We start from the raw sequence: 22,287 nt of genomic DNA on the forward strand, positions 1-22,287 counted from the left end.
ATCCGGCAATCACTGGCCTTAACACCTATCGCACCATGACAGAGCGTAACGACACCAGCGACCGCGAAGCCCTGACCCGCGCGGCGATCAGCGCAAGTCTGGCGCAGGAACGTGTCGTCGCCGCCCAGACCGGACTTTTTTCTGCTGCCCAGGCGCTGATTGCGCGCGGCGCGAAGAAAGAGCTTGAGGCGCTGATCGCCGGGGCAGCCCCCGACGATGCCGAGCGGCTGCGCGAACATCTAGGGCTGCCGCCATCGGCCATACCTTTGCGCAAGACCAGTGACGAATTGGCACCGGGCTGGAAAGGCGGCGGCTACCCCTACAAGTACAAGATGCTGCGGCAGGACTATGAGCGCGAGAAGTTCCTGCTCCAGGCCGAACTGCTCAAGCTGCAGAGCTGGATCAAGGACACCGGCGAACGGGTGGTGATCGTGTTCGAAGGGCGTGACGCGGCCGGCAAGGGCGGCACGATCAAGCGCTTCATGGAACATCTCAACCCGCGCGGCGCGCGCGTGGTCGCGCTCGAAAAACCCAGCGAGGTCGAGCGCGGACAATGGTATTTCCAGCGCTATGTCGGGCACCTGCCGACCAAGGGTGAAATCGTGCTGTTCGACCGTTCGTGGTACAACCGCGCCGGGGTAGAGCACGTAATGGGGTTCTGCAGCGACGCCGAATATGACGAGTTTCTGCGCGAGGCGCCCGAGTTTGAACGCAACCTGGTGCGCAGCGGCATCCACCTGATCAAGTTCTGGATCTCGGTCAGCCGCGAGGAACAGCTGCGCCGCTTTACCGAGCGCAAGATGCACCCGTTAAAGCAGTGGAAGCTGAGCCAGGTCGATGTCGCCAGCCTTGACAAGTGGGACGATTATACCCGCGCCAAAGAAGCGATGTTTCGCGCCACCGACACCGACCTGTGCCCGTGGACCGTGATCAAGAGCGACGACAAGAAGCGCGCGCGGCTTAACGCGATGCGGTTCGTGCTGAACAGCCTGCCCTATGAAGGGCGCAACGATCACGTGGTCGGCACAGTCGATCCGCTGCTGGTCGGCCGGGCGAGCAAGGTGTTCGAGCGCGGCGAAAAGGCCACCCCGCCCGCCTCTGACAGTTAAGCCCCTTGCCAGGCGCGCGGCTTGCCGCCAGCCTTGACCAAACAATCAATCGGGAGCGCCCATGCCGCAGGTCCACGCCAACGGAATCGATATTGCCTATGAAACGCACGGCGATCCGGCCAATCCGCCGCTGCTGCTGATCATGGGTCTGGGCGCGCAGCTGACGCTGTGGCCGATCGAGCTGGTCGAAGCACTGGTCAATCGCGGATATTATGTGATCCGCCATGACAACCGCGACATCGGCCTGTCGACCAAGTTCACCGATCACGGCGTGCCCAATTTTCGCCGTGTGGCGCTCATGCGGCTGTTGGGCCTGCGCGCCAGGCTGCCCTACCGCCTGACCGAAATGGCGGCCGATGCAGTTGCCCTGCTGGACGCGCTGGGTATTGCCAGGGCCCACGTGGTGGGTGCATCGATGGGCGGGATGATCGCGCAGCTGGTGGCAATCGGTTATCCCGGCCGGGTCTTGTCGCTGACCTCGATCATGTCGACCACCGGCAATCCGCGCCTGCCCCGGTCAAAACCCGAAGCACTGGCCGCATTGATGAACCGCCCGCCAGCCGGAGCATCAATGGACGAGGTCATCCCCTTTGGCATCGCCATCGCGCGCGCAATTGGCAGCCCGGCCTATCCGGCAGAGGAAACCGGCCTGCGCGAACGGATCGAACGCGATTACAAGCGCAGCTTCCACCCGACCGGTCCCGGGCGGCACCTTGCTGCGATCCTCGACGATGGTGACCGGCGCAAGCGGCTGCGCGATGTGAAAGTGCCGACATTGGTGATCCACGGCGCCGAAGATCCGTTGATCCCGGTGGCCGGCGGCCAGGATACCGCCGCTGCGATTCCCGGTGCAACGCTCAAGATCATTCCTGGCATGGGCCACGATCTGCCGCATGAACTGATTGACGAAATCGCCGACGCGGTTGCCGGGATCGCGCGCTAGACGCCGGCATCCCACTGCATCGACCAGAAATGCGGGCCGCCCTTGGGCACGTCCCATTCGCCTGTCACGGCAAAGCCCAGACTTTGGTAAAGACTGACATTCGATGCGGTCGCCGTTTCCAGATAGACAGGGACGCCGCGCTTGCGGGCGCGGACCTGCCCGGCCCTGATCGCCGCTCCGCCCCAGCCGCGCCCCTGAAAAGCGGGATCGACACCGGCGAAGTGCAGGTAATCGTAATCGCGGCCACGCGGATGGTGGGCCTCGATCGCATCGCCCACGGCCATGCCGCGCGGCAGGTTGCGGCCAAGTACGCGCAGGTAAGCCGGCAAGGCGCGCAGGGTTTGCCACAGGTTGCCGTGCACTGCATCGCTGCGGCGCCACAGGGTCACCGCCTCGTTCCCCGGCGAAGCCAGAGCCCAACCCAGCCTTAGCTCTTCTGCGACAAGGACGCGGAACAGCCCCGGCAGCCGGGCGAGCCGCTCGGCCTTGTCGGGCATCATCCAGACCATCGCCGGATCATCGGCAAAAGCGGCGGCAAGCGATGCAGCCAGCGCATCGCGCCGTGCCGCTCCCGCTTGGGCTATTTCGGGAAGCGTGCGGGGCTGGCCCGCGGCACCGCTCACAGATGCCAGCCCATCATCCGGCCAAGCAGGATCAGCAGCATTGCCCCGATGATCGAGGCAAAGCAGCCAGCGCGGTGAAAACTGTCGCCCGGGCGGCCGCGGCTGGCCGCCAGGCCGGCCAGCAGGGATCCCGCGATACCCAGCAGGATGGTCATGCCCCAGCCCATGTTCACCGCTCCGGGATAGAAATAGCGGGCCAGGACACCGATCAGCAGGCCGCTGAAGATTGCACCGATGATGTTGAACATTATAATATCCTCTGCTGCATATCGCCTGCCCCCCACGATAGTGGGTGCCTTAGTGTAATCAAGCGGCAAGGCGCAGGCGGGTTGAACCTTTTTGGAATCGAAACCGGCAACAAAATTTCCGCACCCGATTCTATCCGTGTCAACGCCCTGAACGGGCTGTTCCCGGACAAATATTTTTTCACAGATTCACTTTGACTCTTGCAGTCGCGGCGAGTGACGCTTTTCCCACGCGTCGCTGCACCGCAAGGTCGGATCTGATCGCCTTCGAAGACCCGATTTTGGGTTAACGCGAAAATTACCCTCTTGCGCCTGACTCGTGCATCGGCACTATAGGTAGTGGTCCGGCAAGCCGGGGGGCTCAAGACTTAGATTTTACCGCCACGGCGCGCCAGGCGCAGCGAGCGGGATTCGGGTCGTGATCACGGCAGGCCAAAGGACCGGCCTGGGGAACGAATGGGGATAAGTTTTTCTCGTTTCGTTCTTCCGGTCTGATACGATCGGCGCTTCGGCACCGATTCGAACACATGCAGAACAAACGCGCCTGCGCAATGCGGCGCCTGGGCGAATGGAAACGGGGGCGAACACAGTGGATTTCAGAAACGGAGACGAGCCGGCAATGGCCGATTTGGAAGCAGCGATGGACGAAACAGGCATCGCCACCGGTCCTGCCGCCCCTGCGGCTCGCGAACAAAAGGAGGCGGGCGGCAGCCCGGCAGTCGCCATGGCAGACAAGACCGATGCCGGTTCGGCAGAGCTTATCGACACGCTCGGTGCGCAGGCGCTGGCCGGGGCGATGGGCGAAATGGTCAAGGCCGCGGCGCAGAACGCAGCAAAGTCCGGCGATGACAGCAAGGCGATCCACGACCGCCGCTTCGCGATCGAGATTGACCATGCCCGCGATGCGCTGCTGACCGATTTCGGCAAGGAAACGCTGGACGATCGCTACCTGCTGCCGGGCGAACGCTACCAGGATCTGTTCGCCCGCGTAGCGGCGGCCTATGCCGACGATCAGGACCACGCCCAGCGCCTGTACGATTACGTCAGCCGCCTGTGGTTCATGCCGGCTACTCCGGTGCTGTCGAACGGCGGCACCAACCGCGGCCTGCCGATCAGCTGCTACCTCAATTCGGTGTCGGACAGCCTGGAAGGCATCGTCGGCACCTGGAACGAGAACGTCTGGCTCGCTTCGCGCGGCGGCGGCATCGGCACCTATTGGGGCGCGGTGCGCGGGATCGGCGAACCGGTCGGCCTCAACGGCAAGACCAGCGGGATCATACCCTTCGTCCGGGTTATGGATTCGCTCACCCTGGCGATCAGCCAAGGCTCGCTGCGCCGCGGATCGGCGGCCTGCTATCTTGATGTCAGCCATCCAGAGATCGAGGAGTTCCTCGAAATCCGCAAACCCTCGGGCGATTTCAACCGCAAGGCGCTGAACCTCCATCACGGCGTGCTGCTGACCGACGATTTCATGGAAGCGGTGCGCGACGGGGCCGAGTTTGACCTCAAATCACCCAAGGACGGCTCGGTGCGCGGCACGGTCGATGCCCGCGCGCTGTTCCAGAAGCTGGTTGAAACCCGGCTGGCCACGGGCGAACCCTACATTGTCTTCTCCGACACCGTGAACCGCATGATGCCCCAGCATCACCGCGATCTGGGACTGAAGGTTTCAACATCCAACCTGTGTTCGGAAATCACCCTGCCGACCGGCAAGGACCATCTGGGCAATGACCGTACGGCGGTGTGCTGCCTTTCCTCGCTCAACCTGGAAACTTGGGAAGAGTGGAACGGCGACGAGCGCTTCATCGAGGACGTGCTGCGCTTCCTCGACAACGTCCTGCAGGACTATATCGACCGCGCGCCGGACGAAATGGCCCGCGCCAAGTATTCCGCGATGCGCGAACGCAGCGTCGGCATGGGCGTTATGGGCTTCCACTCCTACCTTCAGAAAAAGGGCGTCGCCTTTGAAAGCGCAATGGCCAAGGCGCTGAACATGAAAATGTTCAAGCACGTCGCGGCCCGCGCGGATGAGGCCAGCCTGATGCTGGCGCAAGAACGCGGCGCTTGCCCCGATGCGGCAGACATGGGCGTGATGCAGCGTTTTTCCTGCAAGATGGCGATCGCGCCGACCGCGTCGATCAGCATCATCTGCGGCGGCACCAGCGCCTGCATCGAACCGATCCCGGCCAACATCTATACCCACAAGACGCTGTCGGGCAGCTTCGTGGTCAAGAACCCCTATCTTCAGGCGCTGCTTGCCGCCAAGAGCAAGGATTCCAACAACGTCTGGAACACGATCCTTGAACGCGGCGGTTCGGTCCAGCACCTCGATTTCCTCAGTGCTGAGGAAAAGGCCGTCTACAAGACCAGCTTCGAGATCGACCAGCGCTGGCTGCTGGAGTTTGCAGCCGATCGCACTCCCTATATCGACCAGGCCCAGTCGCTTAACCTCTACATTCCCGCCGATGTCGAGAAGTGGGACCTGATGCAGCTGCACTTCCAGGCCTGGGAAAAGGGCATCAAAAGCCTGTATTACCTGCGCTCGAAGTCGGTCCAGCGCGCCGGGTTTGCCGGCGGGGTCGAGGCGGACAACACCGCCCTGGCGCCGAAGATGGAACTGGCCGCGCAGGAAACCGATTATGAGGAATGCCTGGCCTGCCAGTGATGGCAGAGCGGGCATCCCGGCGGCTGAAAGGGGCCCTGACGATGGATGGCAAGGCAGGATGCAGCGTGGCCGGCGTGGTGATCGGTGCATTGGCACTGGTCGCCCTGCTGGTCGGCTGGCCGCAGTACCGCGTCTACCAGCAGCGGCTGGCGGGCGAGGCTGCGCTGGCCGAGGCGCAAAGCTCGCGCCAGGTCGCGATCCTTGAAGCCCGCGCCAAAAAGGAAAGCGCGATTTCGCTGGCCGAGGCCGAAGTGATCCGCGCACAAGGCGCAGCCAAGGCCAATGCCATCCTGCAGAACTCGCTTGGCGGGCCGGAAGGCTATCTGCGCTATCTGCAGATCCAGGCGCTGGAAAATACCAAGTCGTCACTGATCTATGTGCCTACCGAAGCCGGCCTGCCGGTGACCGAAGCACGGCGGCTGGACCAGCGCTAGGCGGTGGGCATGGGTTCACCCCTGATGCTCGGGATCGGGCTGGTGCTGCTGGCCGCCGGGGTGGTCACGATCCTGCGCGGGCTGCGCGGCGATCCGGCCAACCAGCGCGCGGTCTATGGCCGGCGGATCACGGGCATGATGCTGTTCGCCGGCGGGCTCGCGCTCACGGCATTCAATCTGGCGCTGGGGCACTGGTCATGATGCCCCGCGTGATGGAGACGTTCTGATGCGCAAGTGGCATCGCTGGCTGTCGGTGCTGTTCGGCGTGATCCTGCTGTGGATCGCGGTGACCGGGGTGATGAGCCAGTTCGCCGATCTGGTCGCCCAGAGTGAACGGCCCGCCGCCGCCGCGGTGCCGGCCGGCTTCACCTGTCCTGACGGGATGACTTGCCGGCCCAAACCGGCCCCCGATGGGGCGCGCGCCTGGGTCGGCTATCTGCACCACCTGCATTCGGGCGAGGAGTTTGGCCCGGTCGGCACCGCGCTGTCGATCATGGGCGGCTTTGCCCTGATGTTCTTCGCCTTTTCGGGGCTGTGGATGTATGTCCAGATGTGGCGCGCCCGCAAAGACCGCGCGCAAAAGCCCGGATGGTTCTGGAAATGAGGCGGGCGCCGCCTCGCTGTTCGGTGGCCCCACCGCGGCGCCCGCTGCCCATGCTTGGGCTGCAGACCGCTGGAAGGGGGAAACCAGCAGCCGGCATCATGTGTCCAACTCGCCAGCACCCTTCCGGGTTCCAGCCCGCCATTCTTTTCCCCGCCTTCGGGTGTCCGCCAGCTGTGCGCCGCGCCCGCCTGTCCTATAACCGCCTGACCTGATCCGGAGTCGTTCCATGCCCCTTCTCGAAGCACGCAAGACCTACAAGCCGTTCGAATATCCGTGGGCTTACGACATGTGGAAACGCCAGCAGCAGATCCACTGGATGCCCGAGGAAGTGCCGCTGGGCGAGGATTGCCGCGACTGGGCACAAAAGATTTCGGATCACGAGCGCAACCTGCTGACGCAGATCTTCCGTTTTTTCACCCAGGCCGATATCGACGTGCAGAACTGCTATCACGAGCAGTACGGCCGGGTGTTCAAGCCGACCGAGATCAAGATGATGCTGGCCGCGTTCAGCAACATGGAAACGGTCCACATCGCGGCGTATTCGCACCTGCTTGACACCATCGGCATGCCCGAAAGCGAATACGGCATGTTCCTCGAATACGAGGAGATGCGCAACAAGCACGATTACCTTGCCCAGTTCGGGGTCGACAATGACGAGGATATCGCCCGCACCTTGGCGATGTTCGGCGGCTTTACCGAAGGGCTGCAGCTGTTCGCCAGCTTTGCCATGCTGATGAACTTCCCGCGCTTCAACAAGATGAAGGGCATGGGCCAGATCGTCACCTGGTCGGTGCGCGATGAAAGCCTGCACTGCGAAGGCATCACCAAGCTGTTCCACGCCTTCGTGGCCGAACGCAACTGCCTGACCAAATCGGTCAAGGAAGACATCATCGACTGCTGCCAGAAAACCGTGCGGCTGGAAGATGCCTTCATCGATCTGGCGTTCGAACAGGGTCCGGTCCCGGGGATGAGCCCCAAGGAAATCAAGCGCTATATCCGCTATATCGCCGACTGGCGGCTGAGCCAGCTGGGCCTGCCGGCGATCTACATGGTCGAGGATCACCCCCTCCCCTGGCTCGCCCCGCTGCTCAACGGGGTCGAACACGCCAACTTCTTCGAAACCCGCGCCACCGAATATTCAAAGGGCGCGACCAAGGGCAACTGGCAGGACGTCTGGTCCAGCTTCGACCAGCGCCGCAAGGCCAAGGGCAGCGATGTCGTCGCGGCGAACGAAGCGGGCGAGGCCGGGAGCGAGCCGGACATGTTCAGCGGGGCCGGCGTGGCAGCGGAGTGATGTAAAACACGTAAGTATATGGCCTTTCAATTACGGTGCCGAAAAAGGTGACATGTTACCAAGATCACTAAGTCAAATACGGTGAAGCAGTTGTGGTGGGACAGACGAGGCCGATTCCTCATTGCCCCAACATGCCACCCCCGGCACAGCTCGCACCCTCGCTGCATTTGCCGGATAAGCCGCGCTATCGCCGAAAAAGCGATATAGCCCGCTGCTCGCGCGCAGATCATACCCCGCCCTGCGCGCCAGGTCCGCGCCGGGGCGGTCGGCGGCCAGTTCGTTCTCGCGGGCGCTGGCGGTGTGGCCGAGGTACCAGTGGGCGATCTCGTGGCCGGCCAGCAAAGTGAACTCGTCCGCGCTCAGCCGCCGACCCGCGTCTTTTTTGTAGGTGCTCCGCCCGCCGCCGCTCCACCCGCCAACGGTCCCGGCCGCGCCGCAGGGTGATGGCGCGGTAATCCGCTGCCGTGCTAACCTGCGCCCATGTCCCCCGAAGCCCCCGCCGCGTTGACCGCGCTGACCCCCTGGATCGCCCTGATCGGGCCGGCAGAGCTGTTCGCCGGTTTTGCCGCGATCAACACCGTCACCTTTGCCATGTTCGGGATCGACAAGGCGCGCGCTGCAAACGGGCAGTGGCGGGTGCAGGAATCGACGTTGCTGGGGCTGGCGCTGCTGGGCGGATCGATCGGCGCCTGGGCCGGGCGCCGCGCCTTTCGCCACAAGACCCGCAAGCAGCCGTTTGGGCGCCGGCTGGTCACGATCAGCGCGGTGCAAGTCCTGGCTGTGGCTGGCCTGGCTGGATGGTGGCTGGGCGGGTAATGTGGACGGGCGCTGCGGCCGCGGCGCTGGCTATCGCCATCGCACCAGTGCCCACGGCAGCAGGGCGAACACCATCTGACCGGCCAGCCCGACGGCCCCCGGCGGGGCCGCAAGCAGGCGTGCCCACTGTGCCGCGCCTTGGCCGCCAAGCAGTACCGCCAGCGCCGCCTCGGCCAGCAACAGCAGGACAAAAGCCAGCACGCCCAGCGCCAGCGCCTCGCCTGTCCGGGTAACGCTGTAGCGGCGCAAAACTGCGCGTGCGGCGGCAAAGCTGACCAGCAGCATCGCCGGCAGCTCCAGCAAGACTGCGGCCAGCAGACCCGTACGCGGCGCCACCCACAGCGTGCGCAGGGTGCCAAGCACAAAGCCGGCGGCAAAGACCCAGGCCCAATAGGCCAGGGCAGCCGCCACTATCCGGCGCACCGGCCGCGTCCTAATCGCTCCAGCGCCGGACCGCGCCGCCATCCCCGGCATGAACGCCCAGCAGCACCGCCCGCAGCGCACCCTTTTCGCGGTGCAGCAGGATCAGGAGATAAGCCATTAGAAAGGTACCGCCGAACAGGAGAGCCGCCACTGCCAGCACCCAGCCTGCAACGCTCCACCCGCTGCGCCACCCGGTCCACAGCGCACAAAGCGCCAGCATCGACAGGAAATCAGCATTGAATTGCCCCGCCCAGTGCCCCCGCGCGATATCGCCGAAAAACACCGGAAGCAGGTTGAGCCCGTCGCGCCCGATGACAAAGGCGGTAAAGGTGATCAACACGCTCCAGGCTATAATCAGGTAGAGCCGAAAGGCAGTCATGGCAGCACTCCCCCCTTTTCAAGATTGGCCCGTTCAGCATAACGCATCGCGGTCCCTGTCCAAAACCAGGGGCAGAGCCGGAATTGGAGAATGCCTGTTCAACGCGGCGGGACGCGGTCCCGGATGCGGTCGAACGCTGCCTTGATCGCGGCGAAACGTTCGTCGATCGCCGGCTCGAACTCGGTATCGGTAACGATATAGGGCCAGTCCCCTTCGATCCCCTCACGCACCAGTTCGCCCACATAACGCGGGTCAATCCCGTGGGCGATCGCCTCACGCGCCAGCACGGCAAACTCGCTTTCGTCGGTTCCGTCAGTCATCCCTTCGACCGCGCCGAACCGGCTGGGAACATTGCGCGTCGATTCCATGATTTGGGTCTTGATGAAGCCGGGGCACAGCACCGAAACCCCGATACCGCGCTTGGCCAGATCGGGCCGCAGCCCTTCGCTCAGGCCGACGACACCGTATTTGGTGACGTTATAGCTGGGATTGACCCCGGCCCACAACCCGGCAATCGACGCGGTGGAAACGATCTGCCCGCCTTCGCCGTGCGTCTCGATCAGGGGTCCGAAAATCTCTATCCCCCAGATCACACTCATCAGGTTGACGCCCAGCGTCCAGTCCCAGCTGGCCTGGGTCCACGCACCGTAATCGCCCCCGCCGCCCACGCCCGCGTTGTTGACCAGGATGTGAACCTTGCCAAAGCGGGCGATGGTCGCGTCAGCCGCGGCCTGCAGCTCTGCCTTGAGCGAGACGTCCGCGCGCACTGCCGCCACATCGGCATTGGTCGCGGCAAGCGCGGCACGCGCGTTTTCCAGCGCGGCTTCCTCGATATCGCAGAGCATCACTTTGCACCCGGCCGCCGCCAGCGCCTGCGCGATGCCAAGGCCGATCCCCGATGCCGCCCCGGTGACGAAAGCGACCTTGCCCTGAACGTCTTGCATTTGCGACTCTCCCGCCAAATCCATACCGCGATCATGACGCCGATTGCGCGCCCGGCAAGTGGTTTAAGCGCGCCCTTAAATTGCTGGTGGACGCAGGCGCACAGGCGCGGCACGATGGCATGCATACATCGCCATCGGGGAGAGAGACATGGCTGCCTATCTGGTTTTCATCAAGGAACGCGAACACGATGCCGCCGCCATGGCAGACTATGCCCCCAAAGCCGGTGCTTCGCTGCAAGGCCACGCGGGCAAGCCGCTGGCCTATTACGGCGCGATCGAGACACTGGAGGGGCCAGAGGCCAAAGGCGCGGTTATCGTTGAGTTTGCGGGCATGGACGAAGCGCGTGCCTGGTACGGCAGCGAAGCCTATCAGGACGCGCGCAAATCGCGGTTTGCCGGCGCCGATTACCGGGTGCTGCTGATCGACGGAATGGGCTGAGGCAGCCCGCCCGCGCGCCTATTCAGCGCCGCGGATGAAATCGTCCTCCATGCCGGATTTGCCCAGTGTGTCCTCGACATCGTCGTCGTTTCGCTCGCCGCGAAAGGCGCTCATGTCGATGTGACCGCTGGACACCATCTGGTTCATGTGATCGACCAGATCGGGTGCGTCGGTACTTTCATCATCGTAAGCGCCGTTGACCTTTTCGGTTTCGCCGCCTTCAAAAGTGGAGGCCCGGCCCAGCGCTTCGTCCGCCAGGGTCTGGGCCTGATCGGCAGCATCGTCCTGTGACAGGTTGCGGGCTTCGGGGGGAAGGTTGTCAGGCTCGTCCATGAGGGGGCTCTCCGGGGGTTATGGGCTTGCCTTCCTGAACCCCTCGCCGCGCGGCTTGTTCCCGCGGCGCCTACCGGCGCTAGTCGGGCAGCAGCCCTATGGTCTTGGCCAGTAAAAGCGCGAAAAGGGCTGCTAGCAGTGCATAGACCCCCAGCCACATCAGCGGGCGCGGGACGCGGGCAAGCTCAGGTCGGCCGAAGGGATAGTGCAGCGTAACGCGCGTCCCCAGCGGCGGGCGCGGGCTGGTGTGCAGCACCTGGTCGGTCACTTCATGCGCAGCGCCTTCGGCGGTGAAACGGTAAACTGCGGCGTGCGAAGTGCCATCGCTATCGCGAGTGATACGGTGGCCGATCACTTCGGCATCGACCGAGCGGGTCAAGCCGCGCAGCCGCACCCAGTCACGCCGACCGATTGCCCACAGGCTAAACAGGCAAAGGGCCATGCCGGCAAACAGAAACCAGCTTTCCATTCGGGTCAGCTTGCCAGTTTGAGCCCCGGTTGGCCAGCGGCCAGCGCTGTCTTGGGCTGGTCTAGCCAGATGCCGCGCGTGTCATAGACGTGGTGGCCGGCGCGTTCGGCCACGGGCACGGCCTTGAATGCATCGTGATCGACCAGAACGATCAGCACGCCGCAGGTTTCCAGCGCTGTGTCGATATCGACCAGCGCGGCCCCGGTGCCATCAAACTCGCCGGGCAGTTCCGCCGCATATGGTTCGACCAGCCTGACCCGGTTGCCGTATTTACGCGCGAGACGCGCGGCGACGGCGCGGGCCGGACTTTCGCGAAAATCGTCGATGTTGGCCTTGAAGGCCAGACCCAGACAGGCGACCGCCTGGCCGGGATTGGCGTCGATCAGCGCTTCGGCGCGGGCGACGACATGGTGGATCTTGCCATCGTTGACCCCGCGTGCGGTGCGGATCAGCGGGGTATCTTCCGGCGCGCCATGGACGATGAACCACGGGTCGACCGCGATGCAATGGCCGCCGACGCCGGGACCGGGGGTAAGGATGCTAACGCGCGGATGGCGATTGGCCAGCCGGATCACTTCCCACACATCAAGCCCCATTTTGTCGGCGACGATGCTCAATTCGTTGGCAAAGGCGATGTTGACATCGCGGTAGGCGTTTTCGACCAGCTTCGTCATTTCGGCGCTGCGCGCGTCGGTGGTGACACAGGTGCCGCGCACGAAGCGCTTGTAGAAGGCCAGCGCCTTGCGCGCACAGCGCGGGGTAATCCCGCCGATCGAACGATCGTTATTGGTCAGTTCTTCCAGGATCTTGCCGGGCAGGACGCGCTCCGGGCAATAGGCAATCGATATGTCGGGCGTTTCGGCAGTCAGACCCGGACATTTAAGATCGGGCCGCGCCGCGGCGATAAGATCGCGCAAGGCTTCGGTCGTGCCGACAGGCGAAGTTGATTCAAGGATGACACAATCGCCGGGCTTCAGAACCTTGGCTACCGCCTCGCCTGCGGCAAGGACATAGGACACATCGGGCGCATGGGCATCATCGAACGGGGTCGGCACCGCGATTACGAAAACATCGGCCGGAGCCATCCGGGTTGAGGCACGCAGCAGCCCGCGCTGGACCACGCCCTGAACCAGGCCGTCAAGATCGACTTCCTCGATATGAATCTCGCCGCGGTTGATAGTATCCACCACGGTTTGGGTCACATCAACACCGTGAACCTTGCATCCGGCGCGCGCGACGACGGCGGCGGTAGGCAATCCGATATAGCCCAGCCCTACGACACAGACGTCAGGCTTGATGTCCGATTTCATTACCCAACAGCTCCACGATCCGTTGCGCGGCGCGCCCATCCCCAAAGGGATTGTGCGCCCGTGCCATGTTTTCGTAGGCAGCCTTATCGTCGAGAAGCTTAAACAATTCGGTAACGATAACCTTGGTCTGGGTGCCGACCAGCCGGGCCGTTCCCGCCGCCACCCCTTCGGGCCGCTCGGTTGTCTCGCGCATGACCAGTACCGGCTTACCCAGCGCGGGCGCTTCTTCCTGCACCCCGCCGCTGTCAGTCAACATGATGTGGGCAATTGCCAGCAGCCGCGCGAAGTGCGGGTAATCGAGCGGCTCGATCAGCGCGACATTGTCCAGCCCGCCCAGCGCGCTGTGCATCACCGCGCGGACATTGGGGTTAAGGTGGACCGGAAAGATCACCGCCACATCGGGCCGCGCAGCGATCTGGCGAATCGCATCGGCAATCGCCTCCATCCCGCCGCCGAAGTTTTCGCGGCGGTGGCTGGTCACGCCGATGATCCGTTTGCCCGCGAAACGCTGTTCAAGATCGGCAAGCCCGCTGGCAAGGGCTGGCTGCGCGGCGATTTGCGCGGTCACCCACTCAAGCGCATCGATCACCGTGTTGCCGGTTACGTGGACGCGGGCTGCAGGGACGTTTTCCGCCAGCAGCGCCGACTTGCTTACGCTTGTTGGGGCAAAGTGCAGGCTTGCAATCGCACCGATCACCTTGCGGTTCACCTCTTCGGGCCAGGGGTGATAGATATGGCCGCTGCGTAGCCCCGCTTCGACATGGTCGACCGGGATTTTGCGGTAATAGGCGGCCAGCGCGCCAGCCATGGCCGTGGCGGTATCGCCCTGGACCATGACCCGGTCAGGCTGCACTTCATCCATCACCTTGCCCAGTTCAACCAGCAGTGCGGCGGTAAGCCCGTCCAGCGTCTGGTCAGGACGCATCAGGTCGAGATCGTGATCCGGCACGATCGCGGCGATCTGCAGTACCTGATCAAGCATCTGGCGGTGCTGCGCCGAAACGCAGACCACCGGGGTAAAGTGCGGGTCTGCCGCCAATGCCTTGATCACCGGAAACAGCTTGATCGCTTCGGGACGGGTACCGAACACGACGAGGATTTTTGCAGGCTGGGTCATCATGTTCGCCCCTACCATCGACATGTTAACCATGAAATAAGACCGCCCGGTTAGGGGGAATGAATGCGCGTTCTGGTTACCGGTGCTGCCGGCTTCATTGGTCATGCCCTGTCCCGTGCCCTGCTGGCGCGGGGCAACCGGGTGGTGGGCATCGACAACCTCAATTCCTATTACCAGGTTTCGCTGAAACGTGACCGGGTGGCGACGCTGATGGAAGGCGGCGGAAACCGCTTTGCCTTTCACGAGATCGATTTCAGCGACATGGCCGCGCTGGATGCGGCATTGGACAGTGCAGAGATCGACCGGGTGGTCCATCTGGGCGCGCAGGCCGGGGTGCGTTATTCGATCGAAAACCCGCAGGCCTATGTCCGGTCAAACCTGGCAGGCCACGTCAACTTGCTGGAGTTTGGGCGTCACCGCAGCCTGGCCCACATGGTCTATGCCAGTTCCAGCTCGGTTTATGGCGGCAATGCCAAGTTGCCTTTTTCGGTGGATGACAGGGTGGATCACCCCGTATCGCTGTATGCCGCCACCAAGCGCGCGGACGAGCTGATGAGCGAAACCTACGCCCACCTGTTTCGCCTGCCGCTGACCGGATTGCGCTTTTTCACGGTCTATGGCCCATGGGGCCGCCCCGACATGATGCTGTGGAACTTTACCCGGCGGATCCTGGCAGGCGAACCGATCCCGGTCTTCAACCACGGTGATATGTACCGCGACTTCACCTATATAGACGACATTATCGCCGGGGTATTGGCTTGCCTGGACAGCCCGCCAGCCGACGACGGCGCGGAAAAGGCCGGCGGTTCGGTCAAGCCGCATGCACTGTACAACATCGGCAATAACCGGTCGGAACACCTGATGAAAGTTGTCGGGATCCTGGAAGAGGCTTGCGGCAAAAAGGCGCAAATCGAACTTCTGCCGATGCAGCCGGGCGACGTGCACAAGACCTTTGCCGATATCGGCGCGATAAGCCGCGACCTGGGCTATGCGCCCAGCACCAGCATCGAGGAGGGCGTACCTGCCTTCGTTGACTGGTACCGCCATTACCACGGGGTTTGATCCTGCGCCTGGACGGCCTTAAGAAGCCTTGGCTTCGATCCGGTGGAATGTCAGGATGATAACAGCCCCGGCTGCGGGCCATTGCCGTTCGATTGTGCCGCCGATCTGGCGCAGTACTGCGTCGGTCATCCGATTTCCGAAACCGCCATTTGCCGGAACTACAGCGCTTAGCGCAGGGTCCGGTGCCGGCCCCCCTTCCTCGCGCCAGACCAGCGTCGTCCTGACTGCGCTGTCCGGCTGGATTTCACACGACCAAGACAGGCGCACCCGTCCGTTGCTGACCGAAAGCGCGCCATACTTGGCCGCGTTGGTCGCCAGTTCGTGCAGCACCAGCGCCAGCGGCGTGATCTGCTGCGCGGCGATCCCGCACTCTCCGCCGTTCAGCGTTATCTTTTCGCCCGCTGCGTCCTGATAGGGTTCAAGCACACTTTCCAGCAGCTTGCCCAGCTCGGTCACCGAATCGGGGGTAGTACCAAAAGCAAGTGAATGGGCGCGGGCGAGGGCGTGGATCCGCGTGCTGAGATCACCGATGATGACGTCGGTCGAGCCCTTCTCGCGCCCGGCCAGTCCGATCAGGGACAGGACAACGCCGAACAGGTTCTTGACCCGGTGGTTAAGCTCCTGCGCCAACAGCTTGTTGCGTTCGTTCAGGTCGTGCAGCCGTGCCGCCTGGCTGGCCAGGATTTCGGCCCCGGCGCGGCGGCGTTCGCCTCGAACGGCGGCCAGCACCAGCAGGATGAGCGCCGCCCACATGGACAGCAGCAAGGGGATTTGCCATTGCTCGACCTGATCGGCCGAAGTGAATGCAGCTTCACGTCTTTGCCGCTGTATTGCTGAAAAGTGCGCCAGCTGGAACCGCAGCCGGTCCATGGTGGTCTTGCCGGCATTGGTTCGCACAACCTCAAGCGCGGCATCGACGCTCCCCCTGCGGGCATAGCCAACGGTCTGGTCAAGTTCGGCCAGCTTTTCAGTTACCAGGGTGTCAACGCTGCGCAGGCGATCGTCGGCTTCAGCATCGGCTACGCTGGCAAGCTGGGTGTGCAGCGCCGCCAGTTCCTGGGGAATGCGTTTGCGGGCAGCATCATAGGGGGCCAGATATGCCGGATTCTGGGTCAGCAGAAAGCCCCGCTGGCCGGTTTCGGCATCAACCAGAGACTGCGCCAGGCTTTGCAAGACGGTCATTGTCTCAGCCTCTTCGCGGGCGGACGAACGGGCGTTGCGCTGAGCGAAGGACAGCTGGACCAGAAGCAGCCCGATCGCGACGATCACGCCGGTCAAAAGGACCAGCACCGTCGCCGGCGGCAGCATGGCCGCCACTTTGCGAAAAGGGGCAGCCCAACCGGTGTCTTGGGTGAGAGGGCGCGACCCTGGCATCACGGCCGCCTAACACAGCCCCGCACCGGTTTGAAGCTGCAAGTCACCGTGGACAAGCCATAGGCGCCGCCTTGCTGGCAGCGGATGGTCTGGGCCATCAGCAGACCATGTCGATTCTTTCAGACCGCTGGATTCGTGCCGAGGCCAAGCATTCGGGCATGATCGAACCGTTTGTCGAGCGCCAGCAGGCGGGCGATTGTATTTCTTATGGCCTATCGTCCTATGGCTATGACGCGCGCGTGGCGGACGAGTTCAAGGTGTTTACCAACGTCCATTCGGCAGTGGTCGATCCAAAGAATTTCTCTGATAACAGCTTTGTCGACATGAAGACTGACTGCTGCGTCATCCCGCCCAATTCCTTTGCGCTGGCCCGCACGGTTGAATATTTTCGCATCCCGCGCGACGTGCTGGTGATCTGCCTTGGCAAAAGCACCTATGCCCGCTGCGGAATCATCGTCAATGTCACCCCGCTGGAACCCGAATGGGAAGGCCACGTGACATTGGAGTTTTCCAATACCACGCCGCTTCCGGCCAAGATCTATGCCAACGAAGGCGCCTGCCAGTTCCTGTTCCTCAAGGGGAACGAGCCCTGCGAGGTCAGTTACGGTGACCGGTCGGGTAAATATATGGGCCAGCGCGGCGTGACTCTGCCGCGGCTATAGCCAGCGGGAACATTTATCCCTCCGACGTGCTTTAGCACACATAACCGGTCGGAGAGTGCCGCCATGTCCACTATCGCCGCCGTCATTGGACGGATTCTGATCGCCGCGATCTTCATTGTATCGGGTGCCGGAAAACTTATGAATCCCGCGATGGTCGAAAGCATGATCACCGGCGCCGGCCTTCCGCCAGGTCTTGCCCTGCCAACAGGGGCGTTTGAAGTGCTGGCAGGCCTTGCCCTTGCCCTGGGTGTCATGACCCGGCTTACCGCCATACTGCTGTTCGGCTTCACCGCGCTGGCCACCTTGTTCTTCCACCGCAACGTGGCTGATCCGATGCAGATTACGCTGGCGCTGAAGAATCTGTCGATCATGGGCGGTCTGCTGCTGGTCTTTGCCCACAGCCAGATGTGGTGGTCGTGGGACCGGATGCGTAATGCGCGCAAGGGCGAAATGGCCACTCTGGCCGCCCAGCAACGCGCACACGATGCCGAACTGCGGGCCGCCCGCGCCGAAGGTATGGCCGAAGCCGTTCGCACGGGACGGGTTGACCCGGCAGTCACAGTGACCGACACCAACGGCGACGGAGTGCCCGAGGTGCGCAAGCGCCGCTGGTGGGAATGATCGCTCCGCGCGGAGGATCATGACTGCATCAGCCAAAGCCGACCGGCCATACGATATCGTCGTTTACGGAGCGACCGGATATACCGGACGCCTTGTGGCCGAATATCTGGCTCATCACTATCAGGGTAAGGGTCCGAAATGGGCCATGGCCGGGCGCAGCGCGGCTAAACTTGCCGAAGTGCGCGACCTGATCGGCGCACCCGCTGATACCCCGCTGATCGTTGCCGATGCAGATAATCCGGCCAGTCTGGCGGCGATGGCACAGAGCGCCCGCGTGGTGATTACGACGGTCGGCCCGTACCAGCTTTATGGCGAACCCCTGGTCAAGGCCTGCGTCGAGGCAGGGACCGATTATGCCGATCTGTGCGGCGAACCGGCGTGGATGCGCCAGATGATCGACGCCTATGACGAACAGGCAAAGGCTTCAGGCGCGCGGATTGCCTTTTCTTCCGGATTTGATTCGATCCCCTTTGATCTGGGCGTCTTCATGCTGCAGCAAGAGGCCGCAAAGCGCCACGGTGCCCCCGCTCCGCGGGTCAAAGGCCGGGTGCGCGCCATGCAGGGTACATTTTCAGGCGGAACAGCGGCCAGCCTGACCGAAACCATGAAGGCCGTCGCCAAGAACCCCAAGCTTATCCCGATCCTGCAAAGCCCGTTCGGGCTGACCCCCGGCTTTGATGGACCGTCACAGCCGATGGGTCTTATCCCCGAATATGAGGAAAGCGTCGGCAAGTGGGCCGCGCCGTTCATCATGGCGACGATCAACACCAAAAACGTGCACCGCACCAATTTCCTGCTGGGCCATCCATATGGTGCAGATTTCAAATATGACGAGATGATGCTGACCAGCGCCGGGGAAATTGGCCAGAAAGCCGCCCATGCCGTAGCTGAGATGCTGAAAAACCCGTTTGGCGCCAAACCGCCCAAGCCCGGCGAAGGCCCCAGCAAGGAAGAACGCGATAACGGCTTTTACGACGTTCTGTTCATCGGTGAATGGCCCGATGGCAAGACCATCCGCTATGGGGTCAAGGGTCGCTATGATCCCGGCTATGGTTCAACCAGCCGGATGATCGCGGAAACCGGAATCGCCCTCCTTGATTGCAAGGCAGCAGGCGGGATCTCCACCCCCGGAGCCTTGCTTGGCGAAGCGCTGGTCAAGCGACTGGAAGAACACGCCGAGATCACCTTCGCGACTGAAGACTGAGTACGTTCGCCCCGTGCCAAGTCTGGCAGAACGTCTGTCCGCAGCGCGTGCGACTACGGTGTTCGAGCGGATGTCGGCGCAGGCGCGCGAAACCGGCGCAATCAACCTGGGCCAGGGCTTCCCCGATCTGCCCGAGCCGGCCGAACTGATCACGGCAGCGCAGCGCGCCTTGCACGGCAAGTCCAACCAGTATCCGCCGATGCGCGGGCTGGCCGAGCTGCGCAGGGCGGTTGCTGGCTATTACCGTCAAGAGCAGGGACTGGAAATCGCAGCCCACGACATCGTGGTCACCTCCGGCGCGACCGAGGCGCTGGCTGCCGCTCTCCTCGCACTGGTCGAGCCGGGGGATGAGGTAGTGCTGGTCCAGCCGTGCTACGACGCCTACCAGCCGCTGATCGAACGCGCCGGAGGCACTGCGCGCTTCGTCAGCCTGACCCCGCCGCAATGGTCGCTCGATCCTGTCGCGCTTGCCGCCGTGATCGGACCGCGCACGCGGGGGATCGTGATCAATTCGCCTAACAATCCGGTCGGCACCTTGCTTGGCCGCGCAGAACTCGAATCAATCGGGGCGCTGTGCGAAGCGCACGACCTGTGGCTGGTCAGCGACGAGGTTTGGGAAGGCACGATCCTGGACGGCACGCCGCACCTGTCGGCACTGGCGATCCCGGCGCTGCGCGAACGCACGGTCAAGATCGGATCGGCAGGCAAGATCTTTTCGCTGACCGGGTGGAAAATTGGCTGGGCCGTCGCTGCCCCGCCGCTGGCGGAAGCTGTTGCCGCGCGGCACCAGTTCCTGACCTTCACCACTGCGACCCCGCTGCAATGGGCGGCGGCCGAAGGGCTGGCCTTGCCTCCTGCCTGGCATCAGGCGCACCGTGCGCGCTATGCCCATGCCAAGTCGCGGCTTGTCGGCGGCCTGGCCAAGGCGGGTTTTGCCGTATTGCCGGCCAGCGGCACATGGTTTGTGACCATTGATCTGGCCGCATCGGGCCTGCCTAAAGACGACGAAGCCGCAGCACGCCTTCTGATCGAGCAGGCCGGGGTTGCGTCAATCCCGGTCTCGGCGTTCTATGCCGAGCAGGCAGAGCACGGTTATCTGCGGCTGTGTTTTGCAAAAGAAGACGCCGTGCTGGACGAGGCGGTGCGGCGGCTGGCACAGCTGCGGAGCTGAGAGGGGATACCAATGGCCGGCAGCTATGAACGCATTTCCTATCTGGTGGTGTTTACCGAAACGAGCGCATTCAAAGATACCTATGGCGGGGCCATCGGCACGGTCGCGGCCGAATGCCAGTTGCTCAAACCGGATGTTCCATCAGACAGCGTCGTGATCTTTTCGCACCCGATCGGCGGCGGGGCCTATCTGCCGCTGGTTGGGCAGCTGGCGAAGATGGGCGTCCACACAATCTATTGTAACCCGCGCTACCGCGGCAACGATACCGCGCTGATCATGGAACGGGCGGCGATGGACCTGGGCGCCTGCGTGCGCAACGCGAAAGATCGGCTGGGCTACAAGAAGGTCTATCTTGGCGGCTGGTCGGGCGGCGGGTCGCTGTCTATGTTCTACCAGGCAGAGGCGCAGGACCCGCGCGTCACGCACACACCCGCAGGTGATCCCTATGATCTGACTGCGGCCGGTTTTATCCCTGCAGACGGGGTGATGCTGCTTGCCGCTCACCTGTCTCGCAACCTGACCCTGACCGAATGGATGGACCCATCAATCGAAGATGAAAGCCGCCCGTTCGATCGCGATCCGGCATGGAACCTTTACGCCCCCGATGGCCCCAAGCCGCCTTATTCCGATACCTTTGTGGCGCAATACCGTCAGCGCCAGATTGACCGCAACCGGCGTATTACTGCCTGGGTGAAGGACGAGCTTGCGGCACTCAAAGCGCAAGGGCTGGAAAGCCACGAACGCTGCTTTACTGTGCAGGGCACCATGGCCGATCCGCGCTGGCTGGACCCGCTGGTCGATCCCAACGAACGCCGGCCCAACCACTGCATGTTGGGCGATCCATTCGTTGTCAACGACGGCCCGGTGGGGCTGGCACGGTTCACCACACTGCGATCCTGGTTGTCGCAGTGGTCCTATGATGACAGCCAGGCCGATGGACTCAAATGCGCGGCGCGGATTGCCTGCCCGATGCTGGTGATCGAAAACGGTGCCGACGATGCCTGCACTCCCAGCCACGCCGCGCGGCTGATGGCGGCGGCACAGGGCTGCACGATCGAGCACCGCACGATTGCCGGCGCCAACCACTACTATTTCGGCCAGCCCGAACACTGCCGGCAGGCCGCAGAAACCGTGCGGGACTGGATCACTGCGCAAGAGTAACCCCAGCCTTCGGCCTTGCCATGCCCGCCCGCCGTGTTAATCGAACGATTAAATGTGCGCGGGAGCAGAACCATGACGGCGGCCTACCAGACGATCACGGTGGAGAAACGTGGCCAAACCGATTGGCTGACGCTCAATCGCCCCGATGCGCTCAACACGATCAACGCCGCCATGGTGGGTGAGCTCAACGACTACTTCGGCAAGCTTTATCACGATGGAACGGTCCGCGTGGTGGTGCTGCGCGGTACGGGCAAGGCTTTTTGCGCCGGGCTCGATATCAAGGAACACGAACGCGGCGAAGTGCCGTTCGGCGGGGGCTTCGGATTTCAGGGCTGGCTGGCCGATGTCTATATCAAGATGCGGCGCTGCCCCCAGCCAATTGTCTCGCTGATCCACGGGCCGGCCTGCGGTGGCGGGTTTGCCTTTGCGCTTGCCAGCGACATACGCCTGGCCGGGGAAAGCGCGCGGATGAACGCCGCCTTCATCCGCATCGGCCTGTCATCGTGCGACATGGGGGTAAGCTATTTCCTGCCCCGGCTGGTCGGCGGATCGGTCGCGGCTGAGCTGATGCTTACCGGGCGTTTCCTGCTCGCGCAGCGTGCCCACGCCCTGGGGCTGGTGGCCGAAGTTGTGCCTGACGATCAGCTGGAAGCCGCGGCGCAGCCGTGGATCGACGATCTGCTTCACGCTTCCCCCATGGGTCTGCGGATGACCAAGGAAGGGTTGGCGATGGGCATTGATGCCAGTAGCCTGGAAAGCGCCATGGCGATCGAGAACCGCAACCAGGTCCTTACCTCCAAAAGTGCCAATTTCGCCGAAGGCATGCGTGCCTTTATGGAAAAGCGCAGACCTGACTACACCCCCGATTGACCGTGAGGATTTGAC

General features: G+C 63.2%; 26 protein-coding genes. 16 read left to right on the plus strand and 10 right to left on the minus strand.

Annotated elements, in window-relative coordinates:
- The first annotated feature begins 35 nt into the window (after window positions 1-35).
- Complete coding sequence (gene ppk2 / locus Q0L62_RS05035; RefSeq protein WP_296677297.1) at window positions 36-1,109, plus strand: polyphosphate kinase 2; 1,074 nt, start codon at window positions 36-38, stop codon at window positions 1,107-1,109.
- A 61-nt stretch (window positions 1,110-1,170) separates the two neighbouring features.
- Window positions 1,171-2,052: an alpha/beta hydrolase gene (locus Q0L62_RS05040; protein WP_296677300.1), complete on the plus strand. Its 882-nt coding sequence runs from the start codon at window positions 1,171-1,173 to the stop codon at window positions 2,050-2,052.
- On the opposite strand, the gene Q0L62_RS05045 is transcribed toward Q0L62_RS05040, so the two are convergent.
- Together Q0L62_RS05045 and Q0L62_RS05050 are read right to left on the minus strand one after the other, a co-directional pair.
- Complete coding sequence (locus Q0L62_RS05045; RefSeq protein ID WP_296677307.1) at window positions 2,049-2,675, minus strand: N-acetyltransferase; 627 nt, start codon at window positions 2,673-2,675, stop codon at window positions 2,049-2,051. The genes Q0L62_RS05040 and Q0L62_RS05045 overlap by 4 nt on opposite strands.
- The gene (locus Q0L62_RS05050) at window positions 2,672-2,923 is read right to left on the minus strand and encodes a GlsB/YeaQ/YmgE family stress response membrane protein (RefSeq protein ID WP_296677309.1); all 252 of its coding nucleotides are present in this window, start codon (window positions 2,921-2,923) and stop codon (window positions 2,672-2,674) included. Before Q0L62_RS05050 ends, Q0L62_RS05045 begins: the two co-directional genes overlap by 4 nt.
- Before the next feature lie 616 nt (window positions 2,924-3,539).
- On the opposite strand from Q0L62_RS05050, the gene Q0L62_RS05055 reads away from it, so the two are divergent.
- The 6 genes from Q0L62_RS05055 to Q0L62_RS05080 all read left to right on the plus strand — a co-directional run bounded on the left by Q0L62_RS05055 (window position 3,540) and on the right by Q0L62_RS05080 (window position 8,733).
- Window positions 3,540-5,585, plus strand: coding sequence for a ribonucleoside-diphosphate reductase subunit alpha (locus tag Q0L62_RS05055; protein WP_296677312.1), 2,046 nt, complete (start codon window positions 3,540-3,542; stop codon window positions 5,583-5,585).
- Window positions 5,567-6,019, plus strand: coding sequence for a membrane protease subunit (locus tag Q0L62_RS05060; RefSeq protein ID WP_296677360.1), 453 nt, complete (start codon window positions 5,567-5,569; stop codon window positions 6,017-6,019). Before Q0L62_RS05055 ends, Q0L62_RS05060 begins: the two co-directional genes overlap by 19 nt.
- A gap of 9 nt (window positions 6,020-6,028) precedes the next feature.
- On the plus strand, window positions 6,029-6,220 hold the full coding sequence (locus tag Q0L62_RS05065) for a hypothetical protein (protein WP_296677364.1): 192 nt from the start codon (window positions 6,029-6,031) through the stop codon (window positions 6,218-6,220).
- A gap of 25 nt (window positions 6,221-6,245) precedes the next feature.
- Complete coding sequence (locus tag Q0L62_RS05070; protein ID WP_296677367.1) at window positions 6,246-6,623, plus strand: PepSY domain-containing protein; 378 nt, start codon at window positions 6,246-6,248, stop codon at window positions 6,621-6,623.
- A gap of 226 nt (window positions 6,624-6,849) precedes the next feature.
- On the plus strand, window positions 6,850-7,917 hold the full coding sequence (locus Q0L62_RS05075) for a ribonucleotide-diphosphate reductase subunit beta (protein WP_296677370.1): 1,068 nt from the start codon (window positions 6,850-6,852) through the stop codon (window positions 7,915-7,917).
- A gap of 480 nt (window positions 7,918-8,397) precedes the next feature.
- Window positions 8,398-8,733, plus strand: a complete 336-nt coding sequence (locus Q0L62_RS05080) for a DUF1294 domain-containing protein (protein ID WP_296677373.1) — start codon at window positions 8,398-8,400, stop codon at window positions 8,731-8,733.
- Window positions 8,734-8,763: 30 nt separating this feature from the next.
- Here Q0L62_RS05080 and Q0L62_RS05085 read toward each other — a convergent pair whose 3' ends face one another.
- The 3 genes from Q0L62_RS05085 to Q0L62_RS05095 form a co-directional block, all read right to left on the minus strand.
- Complete coding sequence (locus Q0L62_RS05085; protein WP_296677374.1) at window positions 8,764-9,156, minus strand: hypothetical protein; 393 nt, start codon at window positions 9,154-9,156, stop codon at window positions 8,764-8,766.
- Window positions 9,157-9,166: 10 nt separating this feature from the next.
- Window positions 9,167-9,535 (minus strand): hypothetical protein, encoded by a 369-nt coding sequence (locus Q0L62_RS05090; protein WP_296677376.1) that lies wholly within the window; start codon window positions 9,533-9,535, stop codon window positions 9,167-9,169.
- 98 nt (window positions 9,536-9,633) lie between these two features.
- Window positions 9,634-10,479 (minus strand): SDR family NAD(P)-dependent oxidoreductase, encoded by an 846-nt coding sequence (locus tag Q0L62_RS05095; RefSeq protein ID WP_296677379.1) that lies wholly within the window; start codon window positions 10,477-10,479, stop codon window positions 9,634-9,636.
- A 148-nt stretch (window positions 10,480-10,627) separates the two neighbouring features.
- On the opposite strand from Q0L62_RS05095, the gene Q0L62_RS05100 reads away from it, so the two are divergent.
- Complete coding sequence (locus Q0L62_RS05100) at window positions 10,628-10,918, plus strand: DUF1330 domain-containing protein (RefSeq protein WP_296677381.1); 291 nt, start codon at window positions 10,628-10,630, stop codon at window positions 10,916-10,918.
- An 18-nt stretch (window positions 10,919-10,936) separates the two neighbouring features.
- On the opposite strand, the gene Q0L62_RS05105 is transcribed toward Q0L62_RS05100, so the two are convergent.
- The 4 genes from Q0L62_RS05105 to wecB form a co-directional block, all read right to left on the minus strand.
- Entirely contained in the window at window positions 10,937-11,251 is a 315-nt protein-coding gene (locus Q0L62_RS05105) for a hypothetical protein (RefSeq protein ID WP_296677383.1), read from the minus strand.
- A gap of 79 nt (window positions 11,252-11,330) precedes the next feature.
- Window positions 11,331-11,720 (minus strand): hypothetical protein, encoded by a 390-nt coding sequence (locus Q0L62_RS05110; protein WP_296677385.1) that lies wholly within the window; start codon window positions 11,718-11,720, stop codon window positions 11,331-11,333.
- Window positions 11,721-11,725: 5 nt separating this feature from the next.
- A complete protein-coding gene (wecC, locus tag Q0L62_RS05115) occupies window positions 11,726-13,030 on the minus strand; it encodes a UDP-N-acetyl-D-mannosamine dehydrogenase (protein ID WP_296677388.1) in 1,305 nt (434 codons plus the stop codon).
- On the minus strand, window positions 13,008-14,147 hold the full coding sequence (gene wecB / locus Q0L62_RS05120; protein WP_296677544.1) for a non-hydrolyzing UDP-N-acetylglucosamine 2-epimerase: 1,140 nt from the start codon (window positions 14,145-14,147) through the stop codon (window positions 13,008-13,010). The genes wecC and wecB overlap by 23 nt, the downstream gene beginning before the upstream one ends.
- 63 nt (window positions 14,148-14,210) lie before the next feature.
- On the opposite strand from wecB, the gene Q0L62_RS05125 reads away from it, so the two are divergent.
- Complete coding sequence (locus Q0L62_RS05125; RefSeq protein ID WP_296677390.1) at window positions 14,211-15,209, plus strand: NAD-dependent epimerase/dehydratase family protein; 999 nt, start codon at window positions 14,211-14,213, stop codon at window positions 15,207-15,209.
- Between the two features lie 18 nt (window positions 15,210-15,227).
- On the opposite strand, the gene Q0L62_RS05130 is transcribed toward Q0L62_RS05125, so the two are convergent.
- The gene (locus tag Q0L62_RS05130; protein ID WP_296677392.1) at window positions 15,228-16,517 is read right to left on the minus strand and encodes a CHASE3 domain-containing protein; all 1,290 of its coding nucleotides are present in this window, start codon (window positions 16,515-16,517) and stop codon (window positions 15,228-15,230) included.
- Between the two features lie 173 nt (window positions 16,518-16,690).
- Here Q0L62_RS05130 and dcd point away from each other — a divergent pair, with 173 nt between their 5' ends.
- The 6 genes from dcd to Q0L62_RS05160 all read left to right on the plus strand — a co-directional run bounded on the left by dcd (window position 16,691) and on the right by Q0L62_RS05160 (window position 22,272).
- Window positions 16,691-17,245, plus strand: a complete 555-nt coding sequence (dcd, locus tag Q0L62_RS05135) for a dCTP deaminase (protein ID WP_296677396.1) — start codon at window positions 16,691-16,693, stop codon at window positions 17,243-17,245.
- 63 nt (window positions 17,246-17,308) lie between these two features.
- On the plus strand, window positions 17,309-17,866 hold the full coding sequence (locus tag Q0L62_RS05140) for a DoxX family protein (RefSeq protein ID WP_296677399.1): 558 nt from the start codon (window positions 17,309-17,311) through the stop codon (window positions 17,864-17,866).
- Window positions 17,867-17,885: 19 nt separating this feature from the next.
- On the plus strand, window positions 17,886-19,070 hold the full coding sequence (locus Q0L62_RS05145) for a saccharopine dehydrogenase NADP-binding domain-containing protein (RefSeq protein ID WP_296677401.1): 1,185 nt from the start codon (window positions 17,886-17,888) through the stop codon (window positions 19,068-19,070).
- Window positions 19,071-19,083: 13 nt separating this feature from the next.
- Window positions 19,084-20,241 carry an aminotransferase gene (locus Q0L62_RS05150; RefSeq protein WP_296677404.1) on the plus strand — a complete coding sequence of 386 codons (1,158 nt, stop codon included), beginning with the start codon at window positions 19,084-19,086 and terminating at the stop codon, window positions 20,239-20,241.
- 12 nt (window positions 20,242-20,253) lie between these two features.
- Complete coding sequence (locus tag Q0L62_RS05155; RefSeq protein WP_296677407.1) at window positions 20,254-21,402, plus strand: alpha/beta fold hydrolase; 1,149 nt, start codon at window positions 20,254-20,256, stop codon at window positions 21,400-21,402.
- Between the two features lie 72 nt (window positions 21,403-21,474).
- Entirely contained in the window at window positions 21,475-22,272 is a 798-nt protein-coding gene (locus Q0L62_RS05160; RefSeq protein ID WP_296677409.1) for an enoyl-CoA hydratase/isomerase family protein, read from the plus strand.
- Window positions 22,273-22,287: the final 15 nt, after the last annotated feature.

The organism is Novosphingobium sp., assembly GCF_024642085.1.
GTDB lineage: Bacteria > Pseudomonadota > Alphaproteobacteria > Sphingomonadales > Sphingomonadaceae > Novosphingobium.